24 protein-coding genes, 8 tRNA genes and 1 riboswitch are annotated in these 23,609 nt (G+C 41.4%); of the genes, 30 read left to right on the top strand and 2 right to left on the bottom strand.

Going from position 1 to position 23,609, the window contains the following annotated elements; genetic code table 11:
- Window positions 1–163: 163 nt before the first annotated feature.
- The 14 genes from FC98_RS05890 (at window position 164) to FC98_RS05825 (ending at window position 10,323) form a co-directional block, all read left to right on the top strand.
- Entirely contained in the window at window positions 164–949 is a 786-nt protein-coding gene (locus tag FC98_RS05890) for a DUF1003 domain-containing protein (protein ID WP_008855820.1), read from the top strand.
- A 540-nt stretch (window positions 950–1,489) separates the two neighbouring features.
- Window positions 1,490–2,080, top strand: a complete 591-nt coding sequence (locus tag FC98_RS05885) for a GNAT family N-acetyltransferase (protein WP_040470925.1) — start codon at window positions 1,490–1,492, stop codon at window positions 2,078–2,080.
- Between the two features lie 134 nt (window positions 2,081–2,214).
- The gene (locus FC98_RS05880) at window positions 2,215–2,415 is read left to right on the top strand and encodes a helix-turn-helix transcriptional regulator (protein WP_008855822.1); all 201 of its coding nucleotides are present in this window, start codon (window positions 2,215–2,217) and stop codon (window positions 2,413–2,415) included.
- Window positions 2,405–2,911: a DUF3278 domain-containing protein gene (locus FC98_RS05875; RefSeq protein ID WP_235803588.1), complete on the top strand. Its 507-nt coding sequence runs from the start codon at window positions 2,405–2,407 to the stop codon at window positions 2,909–2,911. The genes FC98_RS05880 and FC98_RS05875 overlap by 11 nt, the downstream gene beginning before the upstream one ends.
- 220 nt (window positions 2,912–3,131) lie before the next feature.
- Complete coding sequence (locus FC98_RS05870) at window positions 3,132–3,527, top strand: hypothetical protein (RefSeq protein ID WP_008855826.1); 396 nt, start codon at window positions 3,132–3,134, stop codon at window positions 3,525–3,527.
- A 37-nt stretch (window positions 3,528–3,564) separates the two neighbouring features.
- Entirely contained in the window at window positions 3,565–3,786 is a 222-nt protein-coding gene (locus tag FC98_RS05865; RefSeq protein ID WP_054654633.1) for a hypothetical protein, read from the top strand.
- Window positions 3,787–4,180: 394 nt separating this feature from the next.
- Window positions 4,181–5,086 carry a cation diffusion facilitator family transporter gene (locus FC98_RS05860; RefSeq protein ID WP_040470926.1) on the top strand — a complete coding sequence of 302 codons (906 nt, stop codon included), beginning with the start codon at window positions 4,181–4,183 and terminating at the stop codon, window positions 5,084–5,086.
- A gap of 20 nt (window positions 5,087–5,106) precedes the next feature.
- Window positions 5,107–5,754: a metal-dependent transcriptional regulator gene (locus FC98_RS05855; RefSeq protein WP_054654631.1), complete on the top strand. Its 648-nt coding sequence runs from the start codon at window positions 5,107–5,109 to the stop codon at window positions 5,752–5,754.
- Between the two features lie 319 nt (window positions 5,755–6,073).
- Entirely contained in the window at window positions 6,074–6,835 is a 762-nt protein-coding gene (locus tag FC98_RS05850; RefSeq protein ID WP_008855831.1) for a threonine/serine exporter family protein, read from the top strand.
- A 10-nt stretch (window positions 6,836–6,845) separates the two neighbouring features.
- Window positions 6,846–7,295 carry a threonine/serine exporter family protein gene (locus tag FC98_RS05845; RefSeq protein WP_008855832.1) on the top strand — a complete coding sequence of 150 codons (450 nt, stop codon included), beginning with the start codon at window positions 6,846–6,848 and terminating at the stop codon, window positions 7,293–7,295.
- A gap of 155 nt (window positions 7,296–7,450) precedes the next feature.
- Window positions 7,451–7,771 carry a PadR family transcriptional regulator gene (locus FC98_RS05840; protein WP_008855833.1) on the top strand — a complete coding sequence of 107 codons (321 nt, stop codon included), beginning with the start codon at window positions 7,451–7,453 and terminating at the stop codon, window positions 7,769–7,771.
- A complete protein-coding gene (locus FC98_RS05835) occupies window positions 7,764–8,396 on the top strand; it encodes a DUF1700 domain-containing protein (RefSeq protein WP_008855834.1) in 633 nt (210 codons plus the stop codon). Before FC98_RS05840 ends, FC98_RS05835 begins: the two co-directional genes overlap by 8 nt.
- On the top strand, window positions 8,393–9,310 hold the full coding sequence (locus FC98_RS05830) for a DUF4097 family beta strand repeat-containing protein (protein ID WP_054654629.1): 918 nt from the start codon (window positions 8,393–8,395) through the stop codon (window positions 9,308–9,310). The genes FC98_RS05835 and FC98_RS05830 overlap by 4 nt, the downstream gene beginning before the upstream one ends.
- A gap of 113 nt (window positions 9,311–9,423) precedes the next feature.
- Entirely contained in the window at window positions 9,424–10,323 is a 900-nt protein-coding gene (locus tag FC98_RS05825) for a DUF4097 family beta strand repeat-containing protein (protein ID WP_008855836.1), read from the top strand.
- 283 nt (window positions 10,324–10,606) lie between these two features.
- Here FC98_RS05825 and FC98_RS05820 read toward each other — a convergent pair whose 3' ends face one another.
- The gene (locus FC98_RS05820; RefSeq protein ID WP_008855837.1) at window positions 10,607–10,984 is read right to left on the bottom strand and encodes a DUF1634 domain-containing protein; all 378 of its coding nucleotides are present in this window, start codon (window positions 10,982–10,984) and stop codon (window positions 10,607–10,609) included.
- 2 nt (window positions 10,985–10,986) lie between these two features.
- Window positions 10,987–11,820: a sulfite exporter TauE/SafE family protein gene (locus FC98_RS05815; protein ID WP_040470927.1), complete on the bottom strand. Its 834-nt coding sequence runs from the start codon at window positions 11,818–11,820 to the stop codon at window positions 10,987–10,989.
- 227 nt (window positions 11,821–12,047) lie between these two features.
- Between FC98_RS05815 and FC98_RS05810 the strand changes: the two genes are divergently transcribed.
- From FC98_RS05810 to FC98_RS05735, 16 genes are all read left to right on the top strand, one after another.
- Complete coding sequence (locus tag FC98_RS05810) at window positions 12,048–12,737, top strand: phosphatase PAP2 family protein (RefSeq protein ID WP_008855839.1); 690 nt, start codon at window positions 12,048–12,050, stop codon at window positions 12,735–12,737.
- Between the two features lie 29 nt (window positions 12,738–12,766).
- Entirely contained in the window at window positions 12,767–13,267 is a 501-nt protein-coding gene (locus tag FC98_RS05805; protein WP_054654627.1) for a GNAT family N-acetyltransferase, read from the top strand.
- Between the two features lie 80 nt (window positions 13,268–13,347).
- Window positions 13,348–13,523, top strand: a riboswitch (Lysine riboswitch).
- Window positions 13,524–13,742: 219 nt separating this feature from the next.
- The gene (locus FC98_RS05800) at window positions 13,743–15,227 is read left to right on the top strand and encodes an amino acid permease (RefSeq protein ID WP_054654625.1); all 1,485 of its coding nucleotides are present in this window, start codon (window positions 13,743–13,745) and stop codon (window positions 15,225–15,227) included.
- 134 nt (window positions 15,228–15,361) lie between these two features.
- Entirely contained in the window at window positions 15,362–16,405 is a 1,044-nt protein-coding gene (locus FC98_RS05795) for a tagatose 1,6-diphosphate aldolase (RefSeq protein WP_056949312.1), read from the top strand.
- An 89-nt stretch (window positions 16,406–16,494) separates the two neighbouring features.
- The gene (locus tag FC98_RS05790) at window positions 16,495–17,133 is read left to right on the top strand and encodes a deoxynucleoside kinase (protein WP_008855844.1); all 639 of its coding nucleotides are present in this window, start codon (window positions 16,495–16,497) and stop codon (window positions 17,131–17,133) included.
- Window positions 17,134–17,490: 357 nt separating this feature from the next.
- Window positions 17,491–18,774, top strand: coding sequence for a serine--tRNA ligase (serS, locus tag FC98_RS05785; RefSeq protein ID WP_008855845.1), 1,284 nt, complete (start codon window positions 17,491–17,493; stop codon window positions 18,772–18,774).
- A 639-nt stretch (window positions 18,775–19,413) separates the two neighbouring features.
- Window positions 19,414–19,486 (top strand) — tRNA-Val (locus FC98_RS05780).
- A gap of 2 nt (window positions 19,487–19,488) precedes the next feature.
- Window positions 19,489–19,561 (top strand) — tRNA-Lys (locus FC98_RS05775).
- A 17-nt stretch (window positions 19,562–19,578) separates the two neighbouring features.
- Window positions 19,579–19,660, top strand: a tRNA-Leu gene (locus tag FC98_RS05770).
- 31 nt (window positions 19,661–19,691) lie between these two features.
- Window positions 19,692–19,765: transfer RNA gene (locus tag FC98_RS05765), tRNA-Thr, on the top strand.
- Between the two features lie 4 nt (window positions 19,766–19,769).
- Window positions 19,770–19,841, top strand: a tRNA-Gly gene (locus FC98_RS05760).
- A gap of 49 nt (window positions 19,842–19,890) precedes the next feature.
- A tRNA-Arg gene (locus FC98_RS05755) sits at window positions 19,891–19,964 on the top strand.
- A gap of 20 nt (window positions 19,965–19,984) precedes the next feature.
- Window positions 19,985–20,058: transfer RNA gene (locus tag FC98_RS05750), tRNA-Pro, on the top strand.
- Window positions 20,059–20,115: 57 nt separating this feature from the next.
- Window positions 20,116–20,189, top strand: a tRNA-Pro gene (locus FC98_RS05745).
- Between the two features lie 436 nt (window positions 20,190–20,625).
- Complete coding sequence (locus FC98_RS05740) at window positions 20,626–21,093, top strand: CtsR family transcriptional regulator (RefSeq protein WP_040470918.1); 468 nt, start codon at window positions 20,626–20,628, stop codon at window positions 21,091–21,093.
- Window positions 21,094–21,108: 15 nt separating this feature from the next.
- Entirely contained in the window at window positions 21,109–23,601 is a 2,493-nt protein-coding gene (locus FC98_RS05735) for an ATP-dependent Clp protease ATP-binding subunit (RefSeq protein WP_008855813.1), read from the top strand.
- The last annotated feature ends 8 nt before the right edge of the window (window positions 23,602–23,609 follow it).

Raw genomic sequence — 23,609 nt, 5'->3', positions numbered from 1 at the left:
AAAATAATTAATATGTAAAAGCATCTTCTTGATATAATACATTGAGAAGGTGTTTTTTTGGTGGGCGGTGGCACACATTTCCATTAGGTTGTCAAGATTGGGATGGGTTGTATACATGCTTGTAGTTCCAATCTATCTAAACAATTAAACTAGGAGGGACAGTATGGTTGAAGAAACGACAGCAATTTGCTTTATCGACCATCAACGGCACATGGAAATTGATGGTCGTTATTTAAAAGACTTGGAACCAGCAATTCGAAATTTGATTAAGGGTGATCACCCGACTGCTAAGGTGACTGATTTTATTTGTGATCACGATTTATTAAAATATCAGTTAATGCGAGTTGATGGGATGATTAATTCTGATGTTAAGCAGACAAAAAAGATTAACCATCGACTGACTAAGGCAATGCAAAGTGATGATTACGATATTGTCGATGTCAACGATAATTTGGCAAAGAGTTTAACCTTTGGGCAGAAGGTTTCAGACGCAGTTGCGCGATTTGGTGGTAGCTGGGGATTTATTGGTATTTTTACGTTTGTGTTGATTGCCTGGATGCTAATTAATGGCTTACAGTTATTTGGCATGCACTTTGATCCGTTTCCATTCATTTTACTTAACTTAGCATTAAGTTGTATCGCGGCAATTCAGGCCCCAATTATCATGATGAGTCAGAATCGTGCCAGTGACCGTGACCGAATGAATTCTGAAAACGACTATCATGTTAACCAAAAATCGGAGCATGAATTACGAATTCTCCATGCCAAGTTAGACAACTTAACCCAAAACCAGTTACCACATTCGTTGGAAATTCAAAAACTAGAAATCGAGATTTTGGGACAAATTAGAACGGAACTTGATTTGATTCAGCGTAATCAACCGGGGAATGTTAAAAGTGGGTTAAGTGAAAATGTGTTGCATGATGATGAAAGGGATCGTGAAAAATGAGATTTTTGAGGTGGTAATAGGTTAAATGCCTTTCTAATTTACAACTGATTGACTAGGATACATGAAGTAAGATTGCATTGCTCCGCTCACTGTTTTAGGACAGCTGCGTCAGGCAGAAACCTGCATGTAAGCACCTCCGAGAAAAATTCCAGAACCGGGAATTTCCCTCGGAGGAGACTTACACTCCGGTTTCAAAGCGCCTGACTCTGCTCACTTATATTAGGACCGCTGCGCAAAGCAGAAACTTCTGCATAAGCACCTCTGACAAAAATCCCCCAAAACCAGGGATTTCTGTCAGAGGAGACTTATGCGCCATTTTCTAACCGCTTTGCTCCGCTCACTGTTATAGGACCGCTGCACAAAGCAGAAAGCTGCACCTAAGCTAACTCATTCAAAAATCCCAAGCCCAGGGATTCCTGAATGAGTCAACTTAGGCTCCGCTTTCTAACCGCTTTGCTCCGCTCACTTTTGACAACCCATGAAAACTTCAGTAGTATATTATGTAACACAATGCATTGCTTACAAACTAGGAGGATTTTTTTGATAACCGTTAGAGAAGCACAGCAAGATGACGCCGGCCAGATAGCCCCGTTAATTGATATTATTTTTGATGAAATGGAACTTGATGAATTAGACGACGTTCCCGAACCTGGATTAGCCAAGGTCATCACGAGGGCTTACCAGACAGAAACTTATCTGTCACGTAAAGCATCCACCGTGGTGGCCGAGGCCGATGGTCAAGTTGTTGGGGTTGTGTTTGGCTACCCCAGCGAAAATGAGGACGATATCAACAAGGTTCTAATTAATTTATCAAAGAAGAGTGCCGATTTTAAAGAACCGTATATTCCTGACTCCGAAACCCATTCTGATGAGTGGTATCTGGATTCGATTGCCGTGGACCCGAATTATCAGGGCCATGGAATTGGCAGCAAGTTGCTAGCGGCCGTCCCTCGAATGGCAATGAATGATGGCAAGTCGGTGATCGGTTTGAACGTTGATTTCGAAAATCCCGAAGCAAAGAAGTTATACGAGCGAAAAGGGTTCAAAACTGTGGGGACCAATGTGATTGGCGACCATTTGTATGATCACATGCAAAAAGCAGTGAAGGAACAGAGCTTATTATCAGTTTAATAAAAATAAGTTACAGGAACTGGAATTTATTTCCAGTTCCTTTTTTGTCATATATAATTGACATATTGAGAAAAAATTCGTTAAAGTGCAATTGCTGGCAATGAACTGCCATTGTTGAGGGGAGATCGACTGGTTTGAACAGGGTCAAACAATATCGAAAAAAACAAGGATTGTCTCAATTTGCCCTGGCTGAAAAAATTGGTGTGGCCAGGCAAACCATTAATTTAATTGAAAATGGCAAGTATAATCCATCGCTAAAGCTCTGCATTCAATTAGCAGAAGTGTTGGAGACCGATTTAAACACGTTATTTTGGAAGGTGGCTGATGAGAATTAAAGAAAACGTTATGATTAAAATAATGAGATACTTTTTCGGGATTAGAGGTGTATTGGATGAGCGGAATATTAAAAAAGTTAATCAATTAGCTTTGAATGCGTTCGTGTATCTGAGGCTTTATGTGCTATTAACAAGCTTAGTTATTCCGTTTCTTCCTGATAGGTTACTCAATCGATCAATGTTTATCATGTTTGCGTTTGCGAACCTCGTTATTGGTTACGGAGGAGTTAGTTTGTACGTGATGCATAAAATTTCACGGTTAAAGTTGAATTATCGCGAAGTGGCGGCTGTTGAGTATCCGAGTGCCGTTCGTCAAGCAATTATCCATGGTGCCTGGGTTGGAGCTGTTGAAGGAATTGTCTTTTATGGGGTGCTTGGTAGAATTAATGGTTGGACATCGTTAGTTACAATTGGTTTTGGGATCCTTGGACTTGTGATGGGATGGACAACGGATACGCAACGTGAAATTGGTCATACCGTTAAAATTGAGGAGTAGAAGTTGGGGGTGTAAAGCAGGAGCTGGTGGTAAGCTGCTTTTCAAACATCTCTTTGGCGACATTGCGGAAACGTGCTACACCAAGCAGAAAGCTGCACCTAAGTTAGGCTCCGCTTTCTAATCGCTTGGTTTCGCACTCTTGGATTTAACCTTGCAGAAATAATCAATTCCAAGTAAGATGGTTCTTGCACGATTCTATAAGTAATTAAAGGGGATTAATATGGAAGATAATATTAAATTAGGTGATCCGGTCTTTAACAAAATGCTGTTTGTACTGGATAAGCCCGTTAATGATAAGAATCACCGCGATTACCGGTTTGATAATGAAGAGTTGATTCAAATTAGTGATGGGATCTGGGCAATGCCGGCTTATATGAAAGATAATGATGACTTTAGCATGTTTTTTATTATTACCGAAATTGAAGATGGGCACACGGTAATGGCTTTTTCGACCGGTGATAAGAAGGGTGAGCAGTTTTCTTTAAGCGAGCCGATGATGACTGGCAAAGGGCTGAATTTATTGGTTGATCATGATAAAGACCGCGCAGCTTCAATTTTACATTTCATTAACCAAATCTCTAAAGCTAACGAGGGTGCTTGGAGAATGGTTGAGTAGGATGATTATAAATTTTTAAATTTCAGGAGAACGGATTATGAAACTCACTTTAGCTGAATCGGCTAAGCAAATTAATAGTCGGCCAGATGTTATCTGTAACTACATAAATAATGGCCTGGTGCCAACCAAGCCGCGCTTGTCGGCCGAACCACTGCTTGATGATACGGATATGTATTGGTTAGACCTAGTTCACTGTTTTATTCAAAATGGGTCATCAATCGATGATGTTAATCAGCTAATTAAACGTTGTAATATCTAGGCAAAACGATTGTTAAATTGATAATCCAATGATATTCTATGCATAGAGGGTATTGGCATCCTATGTAGTAATTAATTAGATTGTCGTTTGTATAACTGTTAGATTGCACAAGTGATATGACAAAAAAGAGTTCCATCGTGCGAATAGAAGCACTTTGAGTATCCAATTTTAAATTGGATCAGTATTCGAGTATGAACGAAATGAAATTTGATTAAAACCAATAGGATGCCGATGCCTCTCTGAGGGCCGCGATGAACTTTGTTTGTCGCGGCTTTTTTGCATTTTAGGAAGCTTTGGAGTTTCATATCTCTGTTTGCCTAACAAAAATGTTGAACGGCTATGGAATTAATGGCGCAGTAATGTGATAATAGACCTAGATTGGAGTGATTGGTTTATGGATAATCATAATCACGAAGAAGTAGGCGGTAACCGTTTTTTCTGGGTTACGGTACTGAATGTTGTTATCACGATTGCCGAGTTTGTGGGTGGCATTCTATCAGGAAGCTTGTCGTTAATATCTGATGCGTTTCATAATCTAGGGGACTCATTTTCGATTGTTTTCAGCTATGTTGCTAGTCGGATTAGCAAGCGCCGACAGAACGCCCGCAATACTTTTGGCTATAAACGAGCTGAGATCATTACGGCCTTCTTAAATGCAATTGCACTAGGGTTAATCTGTGTTTTCTTGATGATTGAAGCCATTAAGCGAATTAGTAATCCTCAGCCGATAGATGGTAATTTAATGTTAGCGATTGCAGTAATTGGGCTAGTTGCCAATTTATTGTCGGCATACCTGCTAAATGCTGGGTCAAAGAGCAATTTAAATATGCGAGCGACTTATTTACATATTATGAGCGATGCGTTATCGTCAATTGCGATTATTGTCGGTGGTGTTTTAATTGATTTATATAATTGGACACTTGTAGATCCAATTGTCACGATCTTGGTTGCCCTGTATATTATTTATGAAGCCGTTCCGATTGTTCGCCAAACCGCTAGAATATTGATGCAAGGAGCACCAAATATTGACTATGAGGCGATTAAGCACGATTTACTCCAGATTGACGGGGTGTTTAGTGTTCATCACGTCCATGCTTGGTCGATTGACGAGAATAATATTATTTTTTCGGCTCACGTTAATATGCATGATATGAAAATTAGCGAAGCAGAACCAATTTATTTAGAAATTACCAAAGTTTTGAAAAATAAATATCACGTTTGCCACGTAACCATTCAAGCTGAGACGACTCGCGGTGAGGATGAAGATATTATTTACGATCGCGGCAATGATATTCCATAAAATAGGAGATTACGGCACAAATGACCCCAATGAAGGAAGACTATTTAAAAATAATTTTTGAGTTAGGTGGCGCCAACAAGCTTGTTAGCAATAAACAAATTGCGATTAGTTTAAATATTGCTGCGGGTTCAGTCACTGAGATGGTTAATAAAATGGTCGATGAGAAGTTAGTGGAACATGAACCATATTCAGGCGTCAGGTTGACAGCTACGGGAATGAAATACGCCGAGGAGTTGGTGAGAAAACACCGAATCTGGGAAGTCTTTTTGACCAACACATTGCATTTCGACTTACCAGATGTCCACGATGAGGCTGAAAGGCTAGAGCACGTCACAAGTGATAAAATGATTGATCATCTAGACGACTTCTTAGGTCATCCAAAACGATGCCCACATGGTGGGGTAATCCCCGACAGGAATGGTCATTATGCTAAGGATCATGATAAAATCTTAACGGAAGCAAAGGATGGCGAAACGGTAGTAGTGAACCGGTTCATTGATAACCACGATTTGTTGACGCTATTGGGGGATATTAAGCTGGATATAGGCGATCAGTTAAAGATAATCTCCCATGACCCCTTTGAAGGATCGGTTACAGTTGACAATTTAACTGATAAGAAGCGGTTGGTGATTGGGTATAAGACGGCGCATTATGTGTTTGTAAAGTAAGTGAGCGGAGCAAAGCGCTTAGAAAGCGGAGCCTAAGTTGACTCGATCGGAAATCCCTGGGCTTGGGATTTTTGATCGAGTTAGCTTAGGTGCAGCTTTCTGCTTTGCGGAGCGGTCCTATTCTGTGAAGCCTAAAAGACTGGATCCATGTAAACTCAAAATGTATCCCCGGGCTTGGGACTCTTGTTAAAGATGCTTATGCGCAAGCTTCCAATCAAAATACGATCAAACGAGTCATCCGAGGTTTAATTTTTTGCCAATAAAGTGTGGACTAAGAACTTTTCCTCGTCCACGCTTAGTTTGTGTAAGAGGTGAGTAAATGGCTGATCAACAAAAAAATTACGATCATCTCGTAATCGATACCTGTGTTCTTGCTGGAACAATTATGATTGAGTCCGGTTCTGAAATGACCAGGGTTAATAATACGGTACTTCGAATTGCCAGGAATGCTGGTTTGGCGGATGCTAATATTTATGCGACATTAACCGGCATTATTGTTTCCGGCGGGGTAGCGGATGTCGGAGCTCAAGTTGGCTCGATTGACAAACGGGTTTTGGATATGGAAAAAGTCGCAAAGGTCAATGAGCTGTCTCGGGAATACGAGGCGAAGAAGATTACGATTGCCCAATTTTATGATGATTTAAAAAACATTGACAACTTAGTGGCGATGTTCCCATTATGGGTCCAATTGCTGGGTGCCGGGCTTGTAAGTGGCTCATTGGTAGTTGTTTTTCAAAACAACTTACCGGATTTTGGGATCACGTTTTTAGTTGGGATGATCGGCTGGGCGGTTCTCTACTTCTTGAATATATACGTTCAAATTAGGTTTTTAAGTGAGTTTATTGCTGCGACGGTCGTAGCTAGTTTAGCAATTCTGGCAGTTAAGCTGGGCCTAGGTATCCAAGCTGATGACATCATCATTGGGGCATTAATGCCACTTGTGCCGGGAATTCCGCTAACTAATGCGGTTCGAGATGCATTATCTGGTAACTTAATCAGTGGTCCGGCAAGGGGAATCGAAGCGTTGATTAGTGCGTGTGCGCTAGGCTTTGGCGTTGCGATTGCCTTGCACTTTTTTTGAGGGAATTTAAATGACGTTTTTTATGATTAAATGTGTTTGTGTCTATCTTTCTGGAATTGGGTTTGGCTTAATCGTTAATCTGCCACATAAGGCCCTTAACATTGCTGGCATCAATGCTACGATTGGTTGGCTGGTTTATTACTGGATTTTAACCACATGGGGCGGCCTTGGTGCGCCTAATTTTTTTGGTGGATTGGTAATTGGCGTCTTATCAGTCATTATTGCCCGCTGGAAAAAAATGCCCAGCATTCTCTTTGACGTTCCAGGATTGGTACCATTAGTCCCAGGTGGTCAGGCATATAATTCAATTAAGAATTTTGCGCTGGGAAACTATCAGGTTGCGTTTAACTATTTGTCCCAAGTGGTCTGGATTGCTGGTTCTATCGCCTTGGGATTTATTGTGGCCGAGTTGGTAAATAAAATTCAGCAGAAGTTTCGGCAAACTAGAGCTAGAAATTAATATCAGAATAGAAACGATTTTTTAAGCAAGCCAGATTATTTTCGAATGAGTAAATTCGAAGGTAATCCGGCTTATTTTATTGACAGGAAAATTAAATGCGGTATCATGAATATGAAATCATATTATATACAAAATAGTATTGTGGAGGTGACAATATGGCGATTCAAATAAGTTCCGAGCTTCTTGATGGCTGCGTCTTGGGACTTTTGAGTACGAATGATTATTACGGTTATGCGTTAACCCAAAAAATGCAAGAATCTATTTCAGTTTCAGAATCGACAATGTATCCAGTTTTGAGAAGACTGAAGAAGAATAACTTGTTATCGACTTATGATGAGCCGTATCAAGGCCGAAACCGCCGTTACTATAAGATCACCGCGGAAGGTAAGCGGCAATACCAAATGATTCAAGTAGAATGGCAGGAGTTTAAGAAGGGGATTGATAAGATGTTAGGAGATGGCAAGGCTGATGAATGATTATATTGAGGAATTAAGCGCGCTGTTGGGACAGTTAGACGAAGGTGACCGCAATGAGGCCGTTGATTTTTATACAGAATTTCTGGAGGATGGTCATTTCACTTCGTATAACGATTGTGTGAGAGAACTTGGGACGCCACGCCAGCTTGCCAGAAAAATACTAGCCGATTACTCGATTAAAAGCTTTGAAAATCCGCAAGCAAATACAAGCAGGCGTCAGCGGTCAAAAAATGATGTTAGGACAATTTGGTTGATTTTATTGGCACTGCTTTCAACACCGGTTACAATTCCAATTGCAATCGTTGCGGCAGCATTGTTTGTCGCTGGGATTGCCGTTACTGGTGCCTTGATTATAACCGTTGTGTCATTTTTCTTTGCTGCAATTGTTACCGGTGTCGTATCCTTCGTTGTTGGGTTAGGAACGATTATTGAGTCATTTTGGACAGGCTTGTTCTATTTGGGAATTGGACTATTTGTGATCGGCTTTTTGATTATGTTAGTTCCAGCAGTTAGAGCCATTGTTAGTTGGCTTATTCAAGGAGTTACGACGTTTTCAAGATGGCTCTATAAGAAAATTGTGCCCACAAACCGAGCAGAGCAAAATAGAAAGAGGGGCCGACGATGAAGAAAACATTCGTGATTGGCATCGTTGTGATGGTCGTTGGCATTATTTCGTTTTCCTTGGGACTTGGTAATGGCGGCGGCAAGCCCATTTATTGGGACCACGGATTTGATGTTGAGAAGGGAAGTCAGGGGCAAAGTCATTCACGACGAGTTAAGCAATTTAGTAATATTGACCAGATTAAGCTTTTGTCGACTCATGCCGTCGTAATTAAACGTGGAGACGTTCGTAAAATAAGCGTTCGCTATCCTCAAAAGGTAAAGGTAGCTGAAAGTGGTAACACTTTAATGGTTCATGGTTCAAAGCCACATACTCGGTGGAAAATTGTATTATTCGGGAGTGGTTTTCAAAGAATTAATGCCAATGATGGCCGTACCGTCATTACAGTACCTAAGAATGCTAAATTAAATTCAATTAACGGTAGTTCCAGTAATAGTGTTCGTGAAAATGATAACGATTATCTTCAATTAAATGACATTACGGCTAAGAAGATTTCCTATTCCGGGACTGGGGACGTTTCACTAGATAATGTTCACACCACTGGCAATTTAGTATTAACCGGAACTGGTGATAAGAATATCAGCTCTGGCATATTTAAACGGGCACAAATATCAGCTAGTGCTGGGGACATTAATTTGAAATCGAATCAATTTGAAAGTCTGAGCGCCCGCAGTGACGCCGGGGATATTTCTTTTAATAAGCAACGGATTCAAAAGAGCTTTACCGCGCACAGCGATGTTGGTGATATCGATGGGAAAGTTGCTGTTAATAAGCAAACAAAGATAACTTTGAGTACGGACGTTGGCGATAAGTCGTTGTTTGGTCATTCCAACAGTGATTATGGGAATCCCTATACTAAGAATCCAGTTCGTTACAGGTTTAGTAGCGATGTTGGTGATGTTACAACTCGGAAATAATCTTGGTTATTAAGCTGTTAAGCTGGCATCTCAGCTAACTTAGTCACCAAGTAGCGAGAAGCAGTGCGGTTAATCATTATCTAAAAAATGCCAAGTGGAGAAGGAATTCAATCATGAAAAGAATATATCTTCTGGGAATCAGCCTGATGGTATTGGGAGCTGCCGCCTTTTTGTTCGGTGGTTTAAACGGCGGCGGGCGAACGGTATATTGGGACCATGGCTTTAATGTTGTTGGCGTTGGCGCCAATAAAGTCCAGTCGAGCAATTATCAAAATGTTCAGCAAATTCGGGTTTCAACCTCTAATCCAACGACAATTCAAACCGGAAACGTGTCCCATGTCGTGGTTGCAAAACCGAGTAAAACAACGGTTACTCAGCACGGAGGAATACTGAACGTCAAGGGTTCAAAACATTGGCGAAAGGTTTTCTTTTTAGGTGGATTTCATTCTGTTGAGGAGAATTTTGGGACAACGGTTATTACAATTCCCAAGAATAAGAACTTAGTCTCGCTAAGCGCGAATTTAGAAGAATATAACACTGATCATTTGAATGGTCATGTCAGACTAAATGGCATTTCAGTAGATCGGCTTCATTATTCCGGTGAGAGTAATCTGGCCCTTAACCATGTTAACGTTACTAATAACTTGAATATCGACAACATGGGACATATTGCGGTCAATTCAAGTAAATTTAAAACGGGGACGATTTCGAATGACTTCGGAAATATCACTTTAAAATCGAATACATTTGGAACATTATCTGCTGAGACGGATGCGGGATTCATTTCATTTAATCGTCAGAATGTTTCTAAACGATTTACGGCCGATAGTGAAGCTGGTTCAATTAATGGTCAAGTCAAGCGGGATCGCAGAACTTACATCTTTGCGGATTCAGATATAGGTGGCAGATCGATATACGGTCGATCCAGAAGTAAGTATGGCAATCGGAATGCTAAAAATGCTGTTCGTTATCACTTTGTGACTGAGGCGGGTCACATCAAGATAAAGGAGTAGCTAATGTCGAGGCTTAGGTAGTTGACATTCACGGATCATATTATGGTGAAATAAGGTTTGTAATCCAAAAAGGGCCGGGACATTAATTATTTCTTTTATTTGTAACGGAAACTTTGGTTACTACTCTTATATTAATTGACTAAATTTGCGATAAACGGCAGATCCTTGCCATTTAATGAAAGCAGGCCACTATTCCCAAAACTCGGAATAGTGGCCTGCTTTCATTAAATTCTGGGATCTAAACGCCTATTCCCAGGTTTTTTAAAATTTCACAAAATTGTTATTATCTTAATATTCCGAACACAAAACTAATCATTAAAATCACCAGCACAATACTGGTAATAACAACGTACAAAAAGTCATGTTCCTTATAAAATGAATAAATGGAAACGATCACTCGTAAAATTGGTGTCAGAATTAAGCAGAAGATGCCTAGCATCATAATTGAATAAGGTTTAAAGCTTAAAAGCCCTTTACCAATTTCAGTGAAATCAGTCGGATACTGGCCAGCAGGAAAACCAGTGCTGCCAGTTGCAATTAGTAAGATCAGTCCTATCAACATAATGGCGGCAGAGATAATCACGCCAAGCTGCAGAATTTTACCAATGATAAGTTCGACGTCAGCCATTTCTTGGTTTACCGATTCGTTTGAATTTTTCATGATTAAATTCCTTTCATGAACATTTGAATACCAATGTAGAGCAGGATTGGCACGAAGATCATGCGAATCACCCTAGCGGACAGGTGCTGCATCACACGTGAACCGATCATAGCCCCTACCAGAATGCCCAGAGCTAATGGGACAGCAATTTGGGGCTTAATGGAACCGTTAAAGAAATAGACGGTGGCACTGGCAGCGGCGGTAACACCCATCATGAGGTTACTCGTTGAGGTAGAAGCCTTAAGTGGCATTTTCATCACGGTATCCATCGCGATCACTTTAAACGCGCCAGAGCCAATGCCAAGTAAGCCGCTGGCAATTCCTGCGCCATACATAACGGCAAGACCGCCGGGGATGTGCTCGACTTGGTAATTAACCTTTTTCATCATTTGCTTATCATAATAGGAACTGTCCAGACGGAACTTAGCGGCGAGTCGATCTGGCTTGGCCCGATGTAATAATTCCGTGTGGGTAATCAGCTTGCGGATCATATTATAGCCAGAGAAGAGTAGTAATAGGCCAAACAGGATGTACAAATATTTCGGGTCAATTACGCCGGTTAATAGGGCACCGCTCAATGCACCTAGAGTTGTTGCAATCTCTAAAAACATGGCAACTCGTAAGTTTAAGACTTCATCACGCAAATAAGCGATAGTCGCTCCGGAACTCGTCGCAATAACGGCGACAATGCTGGCACCAATTGCGTACTTAATGTCGACACCCATCAGTAACGTTAAAATTGGCGTGAGGATGATGCCGCCACCAAGCCCTAATATGGCGCCAGCAATGCCGGCAAAACAGCCGATGGCAATCATTAATAATGCATAATTAATCAAGTTGAATCACTCCCAATTATTTGATCGAACTAACTTTACAAATTATACACTGCAGAGCCATTCCGTACAGTCAATTTCTTCTAGTGATGAAATGTCCTTTTGACTGTAATGATGAAAGTGAGTGCGTTGTCTCATTAAAAGAGTTTTAAAAATTTGATAATCGACAATCCGCCAACTTTGATGTGATATACTCGAAATTGAGTTTAGTTAAGAGAGGATTGTTGAAGATGTACGGGATTCAAGATGATATGTTGCTGCAAACGGATTCTAACCGACCAATTAAGTTAATTGTTAGCTTGTTGATTACCGCGATTCTTTCCGTTTCAGTGGCATTTAATTTCGACTATTTGCAATTTTTAGATTCAATATTTACCACCGCAATTCAGGGATCTGCGCCAACTGAGGGGCTAGAAAAATTTTCCTTGCTGATTGCCTTTTCTGCTGAGCCGAAGCTGGATATTTTCTGGATATTCATCATTGCTTTTCTGCTCTGGGGATTTAAATACAAAGTGCCCGCGCTGTGGGCAATATTTACGCTTGGATTCGGTGATGTTTTAGGAGCAGTTGTTAAGCAGCTTGTTAGAAGGCACCGGCCGCCACTTCACTTAGGGGTCGACAGTGGCTTTAGTTTTCCAAGCGGCCACGTGTTGGGCGCCTTTCTAGTGATTTCAATGCTTTGGATTATTGTCGTACCATTGGTTCGCCATGCATCACTGCGATTTATTATTCGGGCTTTGATGGTGGTTTGGTTAGCTTTGGTAATGTTCTCACGAGTTTATTTAAATGCGCATTACCCAACTGACACGATTGGGGCGGCATTGGTTGCCTATTCTTGGTTGTTAGTATCTGAAATGCTCTATATTAAATATGCGCCAAGAATTGCCAGGTATCGATTTGTTGTCAATACAAAGATATAATTGAATTGACCGTTAAGATGGAGGGCTCCATGCAAACAGATTTCACAACTGAAAGGCTGACGATTAGCAGGCTGACAATGCATGATTTTGACGCATATTGCCAATTGATTTCATTGCCAGAAGTCGGTACTGGTGCTGGTTTTAACTTAATTGGGAATCAAAAAATGCTTGGTGAAGTTGCCAAGCGGCAGATTCAGGCTCCTGGCTCATTGGGGGTCTATCATGAGAGCCAGCTAGTGGGGGCGGTGCTATTTTTTCCAGCAATCGGTGAAAATCATCTTCCTGATGAGAATCATTTAGAGCTGAGTTACTTTCTTGCTCCCCAGTATTGGAACCAAGGATTTATGACTGAAGCCTTGGCGAAAGTATTAACGCAGCTTCCAGATCGGATAACGGTGAGTGCCGAAGTGTTTAGTGACAACCGGGCCTCAATGGCGTTATTGAGAAAGTTGGGATTTGAATCGGTTGGTCAACTATATGATCCAATTGCTGGCCGTGACAAGCTACTGTACACTGCTAAGAGGGCCTGAAAGAGTTTGAAATTTGTCATTTATAGCAAATAGCGTTACACTTTTTACTGTTTAAAAGTTGAATAATTAATTAATCGATATATTCGAATAGAGGCGCGTTTATTATTAGTATGTTTCAGGAACTTGAAAAGAAGTGATGACTGAGACAAAAAGGGATAAACGCCGAAATGACTGGTTGCTTTTCAAACAGGTTGTTGGGACTTAGTTTAACAGGCTAAGGACTGTCGTGGGGATACCACGGAGCGCTATGCAGATGTTGACAAACACCTATCGTCTCTTTCAATGTACGTTGAAAGGGGCTTTTTTAATTGATTGACGGCTTTTAAAACGAACTTAGGACAGCTGCGTCAGGCAGAAACCTGCGTGTAAGCACCTCCGAGAAAAATTCCAGAACCGGGAATTTCCCTCGGAGGAGACTTACACTCCGGTTTCTAAGCGCCTGACTCCGCTCACTTTAAGATTAGGAGACAAAATGATGAAGGAAAATTCAAACGAAGAACCCAACGGCCACGTTCAACGGGGCCTAAAAGCGCGCCATGTATCTATGATTGCATTAGGTGGCTGTATTGGAACTGGTCTATTTGTAGCTAGTGGGTCAGCAATTAGTCAAGCAGGGCCAGGAGGTGCTTTGACGGCCTATATTTTGATGGGCTTAATGGTGTATTTTCTCATGACCAGTCTAGGCGAAATGGCAACAAACATGCCAATCTCAGGCTCATTTGCGGCATATTCAGCAAAGTACGTTGATCCCGCTTTGGGATTTGCGATGGGATGGAATTACTGGTTTAACTGGGCAATTACCGTCGCCGTTGACATTAGTACCGCTGCTTTGGTAATGAAATTCTGGCTGCCTAATGTGCCAGCCTGGATTTGGAGTGCCATTGCGTTAATCCTAATCTTCTTAATTAACGCAATGTCGGTCAGTACGTTTGGTGAAACCGAATTCTGGATGTCAGCGATTAAAGTTGTGACGATTATTGTTTTTCTTGCAATCGGGGCGCTCACTATTTTTGGGATTATGGGTGGCCATTTTATCGGCATGCGTAACTTTTCAATCAAACAAGCGCCGTTTGTTGGTGGCTTTCCAGCTATTTTGAGTGTTTTCGTTGTTGCGGGATTCTCATTTCAAGGAACCGAATTGGTGGGAATCACGGCTGGTGAGTCGCAGGATCCCCAGCATAGTGTCCCTAAAGCGATTAACGAAGTCTTTTGGCGGATTATCTTATTCTATATTTTGACGATTTTTGTAATTGCGGCAATTATTCCGTATACGAGTCATTCATTATTAGGATCAAGTGCGACCGATATTGCGATTAGCCCCTTCACTCTAGTATTTCAACGAGCTGGCCTTGCAGCCGCGGCAAGCGTGATGAATGCGGTCATTCTAACATCAGTTATTTCTTCAGCTAATTCGGGCATGTACGCATCGACTCGGATGCTGTACTCACTATCTAACAGTGGCTACGCACCTAAGAAGCTTGGGCAAACGGCTGAAAATGGTATTCCATACTATTCGCTCCTTGTTACGACGGTTGTTTCGCTATTAACCTTTATTTCAAGCATCGCAGGCCCACAGATCTATATGTGGTTAGTGGCTGCATCAGGGCTTACCGGGTTCATTGCCTGGTTTGGAATTGCAATTTCCCACTATCGGTTTAGAAGGGCATTTATTAAGCAAGGACATGATTTGAGTGAACTTAAATATCACGCTAAATTATTCCCATTTGGGCCAGTACTATGTCTAATCTTGTGCATTTTGGTCATCGTTGGCCAGAATCCGACCGCGTTTATGAACTTTGATTGGAAACAGATTCTGGTAACGTATATCAGCGTGCCACTTGTGCTGATATTGTACATTGCGTATAAACTTAAAAACCATACGAAAATCATTCCACTTGAAAAAATAGATGTTTCCCCATCACATAAGGATGAAGATTTATCAAAACTAAATAAAGGATAACGGCATTCCTTACTAATTGGTCTATCCATTAAGATAGGCCTTTTTTTATTTATTAACCAATATAACTTGCCAAGCTGCGTACTTGTTTGTTAAAATCGATGCAATTGGTATATTTAATAAATGAGGTGGAAAATATGGCAAAAAAGTTTATGTCAAAAGGTAAGTTTCGAAAAATGATGACCGTTTCTGATGAAAAGGGAATTATCAATGCAATGGCGTTAGATCAGCGCGGATCACTTGTTAAGGCGATGAAAATCGCTTCCGAAAAATATAACAAAGTTTTCAACATGGATATGGTCTACGATTTTAAGGAAATTGTTTCAAGAGAACTCAGTTACCTGAGCTCAGCAGTGCTGCTAGATGATCAGATGGGCTATAAAGGAATTGCAGCTAAGGACAAGAGCACGGGCTTGATTATGTCTTATGAAAAGACCGGTTACGATGCCGATACGCCGGGTAGACTACCAAGCCTAATACCAGACCAATCGGCCCAAATCATGGTTCAGCGTGGTGCCAACGCGTTAAAGGTGTTGGTATACTACAATCCCAATGATCCTGATGAAATTAATGATGTCAAAAAAGCTTTCGCTCAGCGTTACGGCACTGAGGGCTTAGCGGCTGAAACACCCACTTTCTTCGAGATTGTTACTTACGATGATAAGCTGGACAGCAAATCTTTGGCATTTGCCAAGATCAAGCCGGAGCTGGTTTTGAAGTCAATGAAAGAATTCACTCAGGATAAATACCACATCGATGTTTTAAAGATGGAAGTGCCGTTTAACCCAACTTATGTCGAAGGTTGGACTGACAGTGATGAGTATGCTTATACTGAGGAACAAGCTAAGGGGTATTTAAAGCAGCTTAGTGATGAAGCGACCCGACCATACATTTTCCTGAGCGCTGGTGTACCCACCCCGATTTTCCAACGGGAGTTAAAGTTAGCAGGGGATGCAGGTGCCCAATTTAATGGCGTTTTGAGTGGCCGGGCTACTTGGCTCGAAAGTGTCGATATTTGGATTAAGGGTGGAGAAGACGCATTGGTTTCTTGGTTAAAGGACAAGGGAACTAGAAATATTAAGGAACTTACCGAAATCTTGTCACAGAAAGCAACGCCGTGGTTCGAAGCCTATGGTGGTATGGACAATATTGAAGTTGTGGATGTTTCCAATTTAAAATAAATCATACAATATGTTGAACCGGGCACTGTGAACTAGTACAATATGTTGAGTGTACAAAGACAATTTCACTTAACGTTAGGGGATTAAACATGCTTGTATTAGCTGGAACAATTGGTGCCGGGAAGACGTCGCTAACTCAAATGCTCTCGAAACATTTAGGGACGCCTGCATACTATGAATCTGTCGAACATAATCGAATTTTGCCGCTTTTCTATAAGGATCCGAAGAAGTATGCTTTTCTACTCCAAATCGATTTTTTAAATCGGCGAATGGATGATATTAAGAAGGCTTGGAAGAATGACGAGAGTGTTCTTGATCGATCAATTTTTGAGGATTCACTTTTATTTCACCTTAATGCCGATCTTGGCCGGGCAACCGAAACGGAAGTCACCATCTATGATTCGCTACTTCAAAATATGATGCAAGAGCTTCCAGAGACCCCTCATAGTAAGAACCCCAATTTGCTGATTCACATCAACATTTCCTTTGAGACAATGCTCAAGCGAATTCAAAAACGGGGCCGTTCATACGAACAAATTGATAACGACCCAAGTCTCTATCAATACTACAAGGATCTTAATGCCCGTTACCAAAAGTGGTTCGCGGCCTATGACAAGTCACCTAAGATCCAAATTGACGGTGATAAGTATGATTTTGTTGAAAAAGATGCTGATAAAAATCGGGTAATCGACTTGATTGATCAAAAAATAGCTCAGCTAGCTATTTAACAACTTGTGGTTTAGTTAGTGATTGGTTATAATCTAAGACAGATAAAACGTTTTGTGCCTATTCAGTAGACTTCAGAGAGACAATGGTTGGTGCGAATTGTCGTCGAACATTCCAGCATAAATAAACGGGCGGGCAATGCCGCACGGTGTATGCCGTTACCATACTAGAGCGCTTAACCACAATTTGTGGTTTAAGAACTTGGGTGGTACCGCGAAAAGGATCCTTCGTCCCAATGATGAAGGATCCTTTTTGTGTGCTTAAAAGCTGATTGTCCAAGAAGCCAAAGATCAGTATCTGGTACCGGTTCTGATGGTTAGAGAGAGGATAGTTCTTAAATTTTACGAGGAGGATTTTAAATGTTAGATATTAAGCAAATTCGAAAAGATCCAGATTTTACTAAGAAAAAACTAGCTACCCGGGGAATTAAACCCGAAACGATTGATGAATTGCTGGGATATGATGAAAAACGGCGTGATTTGATTGTTCAATCAGAATCACTGAAGGCAACTCGAAACGACGTGTCGGAAAAAATTTCGCAATTAAAACGGAACAAGGAAGACGCTAGTGACGCAATTGATGAAATGAAGCAGACCGGCCAAAAGATCAAGGCGCTTGACGATCAGCTTCGCCAAATTGAAGAACAGGAACACGATTTGGCAGCTCATTTGCCAAACATTCCGGCTGATGGAGTTCCGGTGTCACTAACAGAAGAAGGTTCGGTTGAACTTCGCAAGGTTGGTCAGATTCCGTCATTTGGATTTAAGCCCAAGCACCATTGGGATATTGGGGAAGAACTTGGTATCCTTGATTTTGAACGAGCTGCTAAGGTATCTGGCAGTCGATTTGTCTATTATATTGGGGATGGCGCGCTGCTTGAACGGGCTGTTTACAACTTTTATTTGGATCAAAACACGGCGGCTGGTTATCAGGAAGTGATCCCACCATACATGGTTAACGAAGATTCAATGTATGGAACTGGTCAATTCCCTAAGTTTTTGGAGACCAAAGCAGGTTATGAACTGACCGGAACTGATTTGACGATGATTCCAACCGCCGAAGTGCCATTGGTGAACTATTATCGAAATGAGGTTATTCCAGAAGAAAAATTACCAGTTTCATTTACAGCCCTTAGCCCAGCATTTCGTTCTGAAGCCGGAAGTGCTGGCCGCGATACGAAGGGACTAATTCGATTGCACCAGTTTAATAAGGTTGAAATGGTGAAGTTTACTAAGCCGGAAGACTCATGGGATGCACTCGAAGAAATTACGCACCAGGCCGAGGATAATCTTAAAAAGTTGGGCTTGGCTTACCATGTGATTACGTTAACGACAAGTGATATGAGCTTTACGGCAGCGATGACCCATGATTTGGAAGTCTGGTTCCCAGCTCAAGACAAATACCGAGAGATTTCGAGTTGTTCAAATACCACCGATTTTCAAGCGCGCCGAGCCCATATTCAGTATCGCGATGATAATGGCAAACTGCAGTTCGTCCATACTTTAAATGGATCAGGACTCGCGGTTGGCCGAACGGTTGCCGCAATTTTAGAGAATTATCAAAATGAAGATGGTAGTGTCACAATCCCTGAAGTGTTACGACCATACATGCATGGCAAAACAAAAATTGAAAAACAAAAATAATTAGCTGGAGTAATTGCGTAATTAATATATGTAACCTGCAAAGAGATTGTTTCAGGTTACGCGGTCTTACTTAGATCCCCCATCTTGGTATGGTCCGTTCACCATTCCCCCAGTATTTCCTTTAAGAGATAATTAGTCTCTAGAGGCAAGCGGCGAAGAGCAGAAATGTTCTTCGCCGTTTTTGTAACCTGTGAATCTAAATGCTTAAAGAACTGAGGCTAAGCAAGGGGGCACTTTAAAATACGAGTTTGGTCTTTTGGTAAAGTATGCTTACAAACGAGCTTTGACAAGGGAGTAGCAGAACTTGAATCAATCCATGATTGAAAGCTCATAACGGCTCATACATCATATAGAAATCATAGATATTGCGAGCTATTCGAAGAGACGTGTATCATGGCTATCACAAAGGATCATTCCTGAGAGAAATTGAAAGAAGAAAAATATCGACTTTTTTGCAAATTGGACTAGCAATGTTTTCCAGGATAGGATATAATATTTTTTGTCGGAAATTGGCGGATTAACCAACTATGAATGCAAAAGCAATTTTAAAATTACTTCTTGACTTAGATCAACTGGTAATGGTAAAATTTAGTAGTTGTGTTGATGGTGTTACTACCAACATGTTTCAGATAGTTTCATGGAGGATTAGCTCAGCTGGGAGAGCATCTGCCTTACAAGCAGGAGGTCACAGGTTCGATCCCTGTATCCTCCATTGAGCCGTTAGCTCAGTTGGTAGAGCATCTGACTTTTAATCAGAGGGTCGGCAGTTCGAGACTGCCACGGCTCATTGCCAGTTTTTACAATGCGGGCGTGGCGGAACTGGCAGACGCGCTAGATTTAGGTTCTAGTGTCTTATGACGTGGGGGTTCGAATCCCTTCGCCCGCATTAGGTACTAGTTTACCTACATAGTTATTTTGCCGACTTAGCTCAGTTGGTTAGAGCGCTTCACTAGTAATGAAGAGGTCGGGCGTTCGAATCGTCTAGTCGGCATTTTGCGGAAGTAGTTCAGTGGTAGAACATCACCTTGCCATGGTGGGGGTCGCGGGTTCGAATCCCGTCTTCCGCTTCAATCATTAATGATTGTTGCTTAACAAGCTTAATTGAATAATTATTTTGCACCCATAGCGCAACTGGATAGAGTGTCTGACTACGAATCAGAAGGTTGTAGGTTCGACTCCTACTGGGTGCATTTTTTATTGCCATTATTTTCGGGAAGTAGCTCAGCTTGGTAGAGCACCTGGTTTGGGACCAGGGGGTCGCAGGTTCGAATCCTGTCTTCCCGACTTTTTTATCGATATGTTTTGTGATATATTGATGATGTTAATTCAATACTGAATCATCGGGAAGTAGCTCAGCTTGGTAGAGCACTACGTTCGGGACGTAGGGGTCGCAAGTTCAAATCTTGTTTTCCCGATTTTTTTGTTTATTCATGAAGTTAATAGTCGCTGTTGGTAATCTGAAGAGGTTGCTGATGGGGGCTTTTTTGAACCGGTGAATTTTCTTTTTGGTATTTGGTGATAAAAGCATGTTACATTCGGTGGCAGCACCAGGTTTGGAAATTGAGCTGCCGGGCTGCAACGTGTGCCACTATGCCGAAATTTCCGTATCGTTACCGCCAGCAAAATACCAGGCCAGGGAATTCGATTCTTGAAATAAATCGTGCGAAAAACAAACAATCATCGACATTTAAGTTTTCTGTATAAAAAATTTCGATCTTACAGAATTCTCACAAGAAAGGCTTCCGTGTCGATTACGACTTGTTTGTTTTTTTACTCTCAATCCTTTTCCTTGCACTTTCTGCACACATTCGTATAATAATAGTCAATATTAGTCAAAGAATGGGTGATGACATGGCCGACGAAAATATTTCAGATTTAATTGAACGTTATTTAAAGGAAATACTTGCTGATAACGAACAGGTTAAGATTCGTCGTTCTGAAATTGCTGGTTTATTTGACGTTGTACCGTCTCAGATTAACTACGTGATCAATACACGGTTTACCATTCAAAATGGTTACATTGTTGAGAGCAAGCGTGGGGGTGGCGGCTACATTAGAATAGAAAAAGTCCGCTTATTAGACGATATTGACGTTTTAGATTCATTAATTGAAGCGATTGGTAATAAGTTATCCAAAAGAGATAGTGAAACGATCGTCCAAACGTTATATAATAATGACTTAATTAATCGCAGGGAAGTCAGCATTATTCTGGCCGCGATTGATAAAGATGCGATTGACCTGAACAATAGCGATTTAACAGATATTATGAGAGCGAATATAATGATATCGATACTAAATCGTTTACGTTACGAAGGATAGAAAGTGAGGGTGTCTATGAATAATTTGTTTACTCCAAGCGCTAAGAACGTTTTGACCATCGCTCAGGAACAAGCCAAGAAATTTAAACATCAGGCTATCGGTACTGAACACCTTTTACTAGGTCTACTGATCGAAACTAATGGGATCGCTTATAAAGCACTTCAACAGTTTTCAGTTACGGCTGAAGATATTACAGAAGAGGTAGAGCGTTTTGCTGGTTATGGCAATTTGAAGAACTTGTCTAACAGCGATTATCTACCATACTCACCAAAGGCTAAGGAAGTCTTAGCTCAAGCAGGAGACTTCGCTAAGAAAAATGGCGTTCCTAAAGTAGGAACCGAACACATTTTACTTTCACTTCTAACCGATGAAACAATTTTATCATCAAGAATTTTAATTAACTTAGGACTTGACTTGTCACAAATCCGCAAGGTTACTTTGAGAAAAATGGGGATTAGTGGCGGTTCAATGGCTTCAAACATGGCAGCTAAGCAGCGGAATGGCCGTCAATCAAAACGAAACGAATCAAAGACGCCAACAATTGACTCTTTAGCTCGTGATTTGACCGAATTAGCCCGTCAAGATCGACTTGATCCAACGATTGGCCGGGACCTTGAAGTTAAGCGGGTGGTCCAGATTTTAGCTCGTCGGACTAAGAATAACCCAGTGCTAATTGGTGAACCTGGTGTTGGAAAAACTGCAATTGCTGAAGGTTTGGCTGAAAGAATTGTGAAGGGTGAAGTTCCTGGCGATATGGTTAACAAGCGCTTGATGATGCTTGACATGGGCTCATTAGTTGCTGGGACTAAATATCGTGGTGAATTTGAAGACCGCCTTAAAAAGGTGATCGATGAAATCTATCAAGATGGTAATATCATTCTCTTTATTGATGAACTCCATACATTGATTGGTGCAGGTGGCGCTGAAGGGGCAATTGATGCTTCCAATATTTTAAAACCCGCTTTAGCTCGTGGTGAACTCCAATTGATTGGGGCAACCACACTTGATGAATACCAAAAGTACATTGAATCCGATGCTGCTTTGGAACGGCGGTTTGCTAAAGTAATGGTTGATGAGCCATCAGCGGATGAGACCGCGGAAATTCTCAAAGGATTACGACCGAAGTACGAACAACATCATCATGTTGAAATTACTGATGACGCCATTGAAACGGCTGTTAACCTATCTAATCGTTACATCAGTGATCGCTTCTTACCTGACAAAGCAATTGACTTGATGGACGAAGCAGCTGCAAAAGTCCGAATTGACCATCTTCAAAACTCAGAAGTTGTCGATGACCACAAGCAGTTGTCCGAGTTGTTGTCACAATTGAACGAAGCCCTGGTGGCTCAAGATTATGACAAGGCTGCTAAGCTTCGTAAAAAAGCCAACGCCCTTCAAGATGAGCTGGCTAAGGATGATCAAAGTGATAATGGTGATGATACCCATTATCCTGTTAAGGAAACTGGTCAAGACGTGGCAGAAATTGTCGCTGAATGGACAGGAATTCCGGTTACCCGTTTGAGCCGTACAGAAGCTGATCGATTGGTTAACTTGGAAAAGGTGCTTCACAAACGAGTTGTTGGCCAAGAAGAGGCAATTTCTGCCGTTTCGCGTTCAATTAGACGGGCAAGGAGTGGATTGAAGGATCCTAATCGCCCAATCGGTTCATTCATGTTCTTAGGACCTACCGGGGTCGGAAAAACCGAATTAGCAAAAGCGGTCGCCGAAGCGGTCTTTGGCTCTGAAGATGATATGATTCGAGTTGACATGAGTGAATTCATGGAGAAGTACTCTACTAGTCGTTTGATTGGGTCAGCCCCAGGATACGTTGGTTATGATGAAGGTGGCCAATTAACTGAAAAAGTTCGGCAAAAACCATATTCCGTTGTTTTATTCGATGAGGTTGAAAAAGCTCATCCGGATGTCTTTAACCTGTTGTTACAGGTCTTGGATGACGGTTATCTTACTGATTCCAAGGGCCGAAAGATCGACTTCAGAAATACGGTTATCATCATGACTTCTAACCTTGGTGCAACAACGCTTCGTGATAAGAAGACGGTTGGATTTGGACAAGAGGATGCCAAGGAAGGCTACAGCGAAATGAAGGATACGATTCAAGCTGCTCTGAAGAAGCAATTCCGACCAGAGTTCTTGAACCGAATTGATGAAGTCGTTGTCTTCCATTCCTTAACCAAAGCAGAACTTGGCCAAATTGTTCATTTGATGACGAAGCCAGTTATTAAGCGAATCCACGACCAAGGAATTGATATTAAAGTTACTAAAACAGCAATTGGGATTATTGCTGATCGTGGCTATGACCCTCAATATGGTGCTCGGCCAATTCGGCGGGCAATTCAGACCGAACTGGAAGACCAATTGAGTGCTAAGTTATTGGCAAAGGAGATTGTTCCTGGCGATTCAGTTACAGTGGGTGGTCGAAACAAGCAAATTACCATCTCAGTTAAGAAGCCAGATCGAAAGACCTTGGTAAATAATAAAAAATAATTTGATTC

Origin of the sequence: Lentilactobacillus kisonensis DSM 19906 = JCM 15041 (assembly GCF_001434135.1) — a bacterium.
Taxonomy (GTDB): domain Bacteria; phylum Bacillota; class Bacilli; order Lactobacillales; family Lactobacillaceae; genus Lentilactobacillus; species Lentilactobacillus kisonensis.
Note: the sequence above shows the minus strand (reverse complement) of the source record. Positions and strands in the feature narration are given on the sequence as shown.

Excerpts from the sequence above, each read along its gene's own strand:
- FC98_RS05890 (WP_008855820.1), top strand. The coding sequence starts at position 164 with ATGGTTGAAGAAACGACAGCAATTTGCTTTATCGACCATCAACGGCAC.
- FC98_RS05875 (WP_235803588.1), top strand. The coding sequence starts at position 2,405 with ATGAGAATTAAAGAAAACGTTATGATTAAAATAATGAGATACTTTTTC.
- FC98_RS05870 (WP_008855826.1), top strand. The coding sequence starts at position 3,132 with ATGGAAGATAATATTAAATTAGGTGATCCGGTCTTTAACAAAATGCTG.
- FC98_RS05865 (WP_054654633.1), top strand. The coding sequence starts at position 3,565 with ATGAAACTCACTTTAGCTGAATCGGCTAAGCAAATTAATAGTCGGCCA.
- FC98_RS05860 (WP_040470926.1), top strand. The coding sequence starts at position 4,181 with ATGGATAATCATAATCACGAAGAAGTAGGCGGTAACCGTTTTTTCTGG.
- FC98_RS05855 (WP_054654631.1), top strand. The coding sequence starts at position 5,107 with ATGACCCCAATGAAGGAAGACTATTTAAAAATAATTTTTGAGTTAGGT.
- FC98_RS05850 (WP_008855831.1), top strand. The coding sequence starts at position 6,074 with ATGGCTGATCAACAAAAAAATTACGATCATCTCGTAATCGATACCTGT.
- FC98_RS05845 (WP_008855832.1), top strand. The coding sequence starts at position 6,846 with ATGACGTTTTTTATGATTAAATGTGTTTGTGTCTATCTTTCTGGAATT.
- FC98_RS05840 (WP_008855833.1), top strand. The coding sequence starts at position 7,451 with ATGGCGATTCAAATAAGTTCCGAGCTTCTTGATGGCTGCGTCTTGGGA.
- FC98_RS05835 (WP_008855834.1), top strand. The coding sequence starts at position 7,764 with ATGAATGATTATATTGAGGAATTAAGCGCGCTGTTGGGACAGTTAGAC.
- FC98_RS05830 (WP_054654629.1), top strand. The coding sequence starts at position 8,393 with ATGAAGAAAACATTCGTGATTGGCATCGTTGTGATGGTCGTTGGCATT.
- FC98_RS05825 (WP_008855836.1), top strand. The coding sequence starts at position 9,424 with ATGAAAAGAATATATCTTCTGGGAATCAGCCTGATGGTATTGGGAGCT.
- FC98_RS05820 (WP_008855837.1), bottom strand. The coding sequence starts at position 10,984 with ATGAAAAATTCAAACGAATCGGTAAACCAAGAAATGGCTGACGTCGAA.
- FC98_RS05810 (WP_008855839.1), top strand. The coding sequence starts at position 12,048 with ATGTACGGGATTCAAGATGATATGTTGCTGCAAACGGATTCTAACCGA.
- FC98_RS05805 (WP_054654627.1), top strand. The coding sequence starts at position 12,767 with ATGCAAACAGATTTCACAACTGAAAGGCTGACGATTAGCAGGCTGACA.
- FC98_RS05800 (WP_054654625.1), top strand. The coding sequence starts at position 13,743 with ATGAAGGAAAATTCAAACGAAGAACCCAACGGCCACGTTCAACGGGGC.
- FC98_RS05795 (WP_056949312.1), top strand. The coding sequence starts at position 15,362 with ATGGCAAAAAAGTTTATGTCAAAAGGTAAGTTTCGAAAAATGATGACC.
- FC98_RS05790 (WP_008855844.1), top strand. The coding sequence starts at position 16,495 with ATGCTTGTATTAGCTGGAACAATTGGTGCCGGGAAGACGTCGCTAACT.
- serS (WP_008855845.1), top strand. The coding sequence starts at position 17,491 with ATGTTAGATATTAAGCAAATTCGAAAAGATCCAGATTTTACTAAGAAA.
- FC98_RS05740 (WP_040470918.1), top strand. The coding sequence starts at position 20,626 with ATGGCCGACGAAAATATTTCAGATTTAATTGAACGTTATTTAAAGGAA.
- FC98_RS05735 (WP_008855813.1), top strand. The coding sequence starts at position 21,109 with ATGAATAATTTGTTTACTCCAAGCGCTAAGAACGTTTTGACCATCGCT.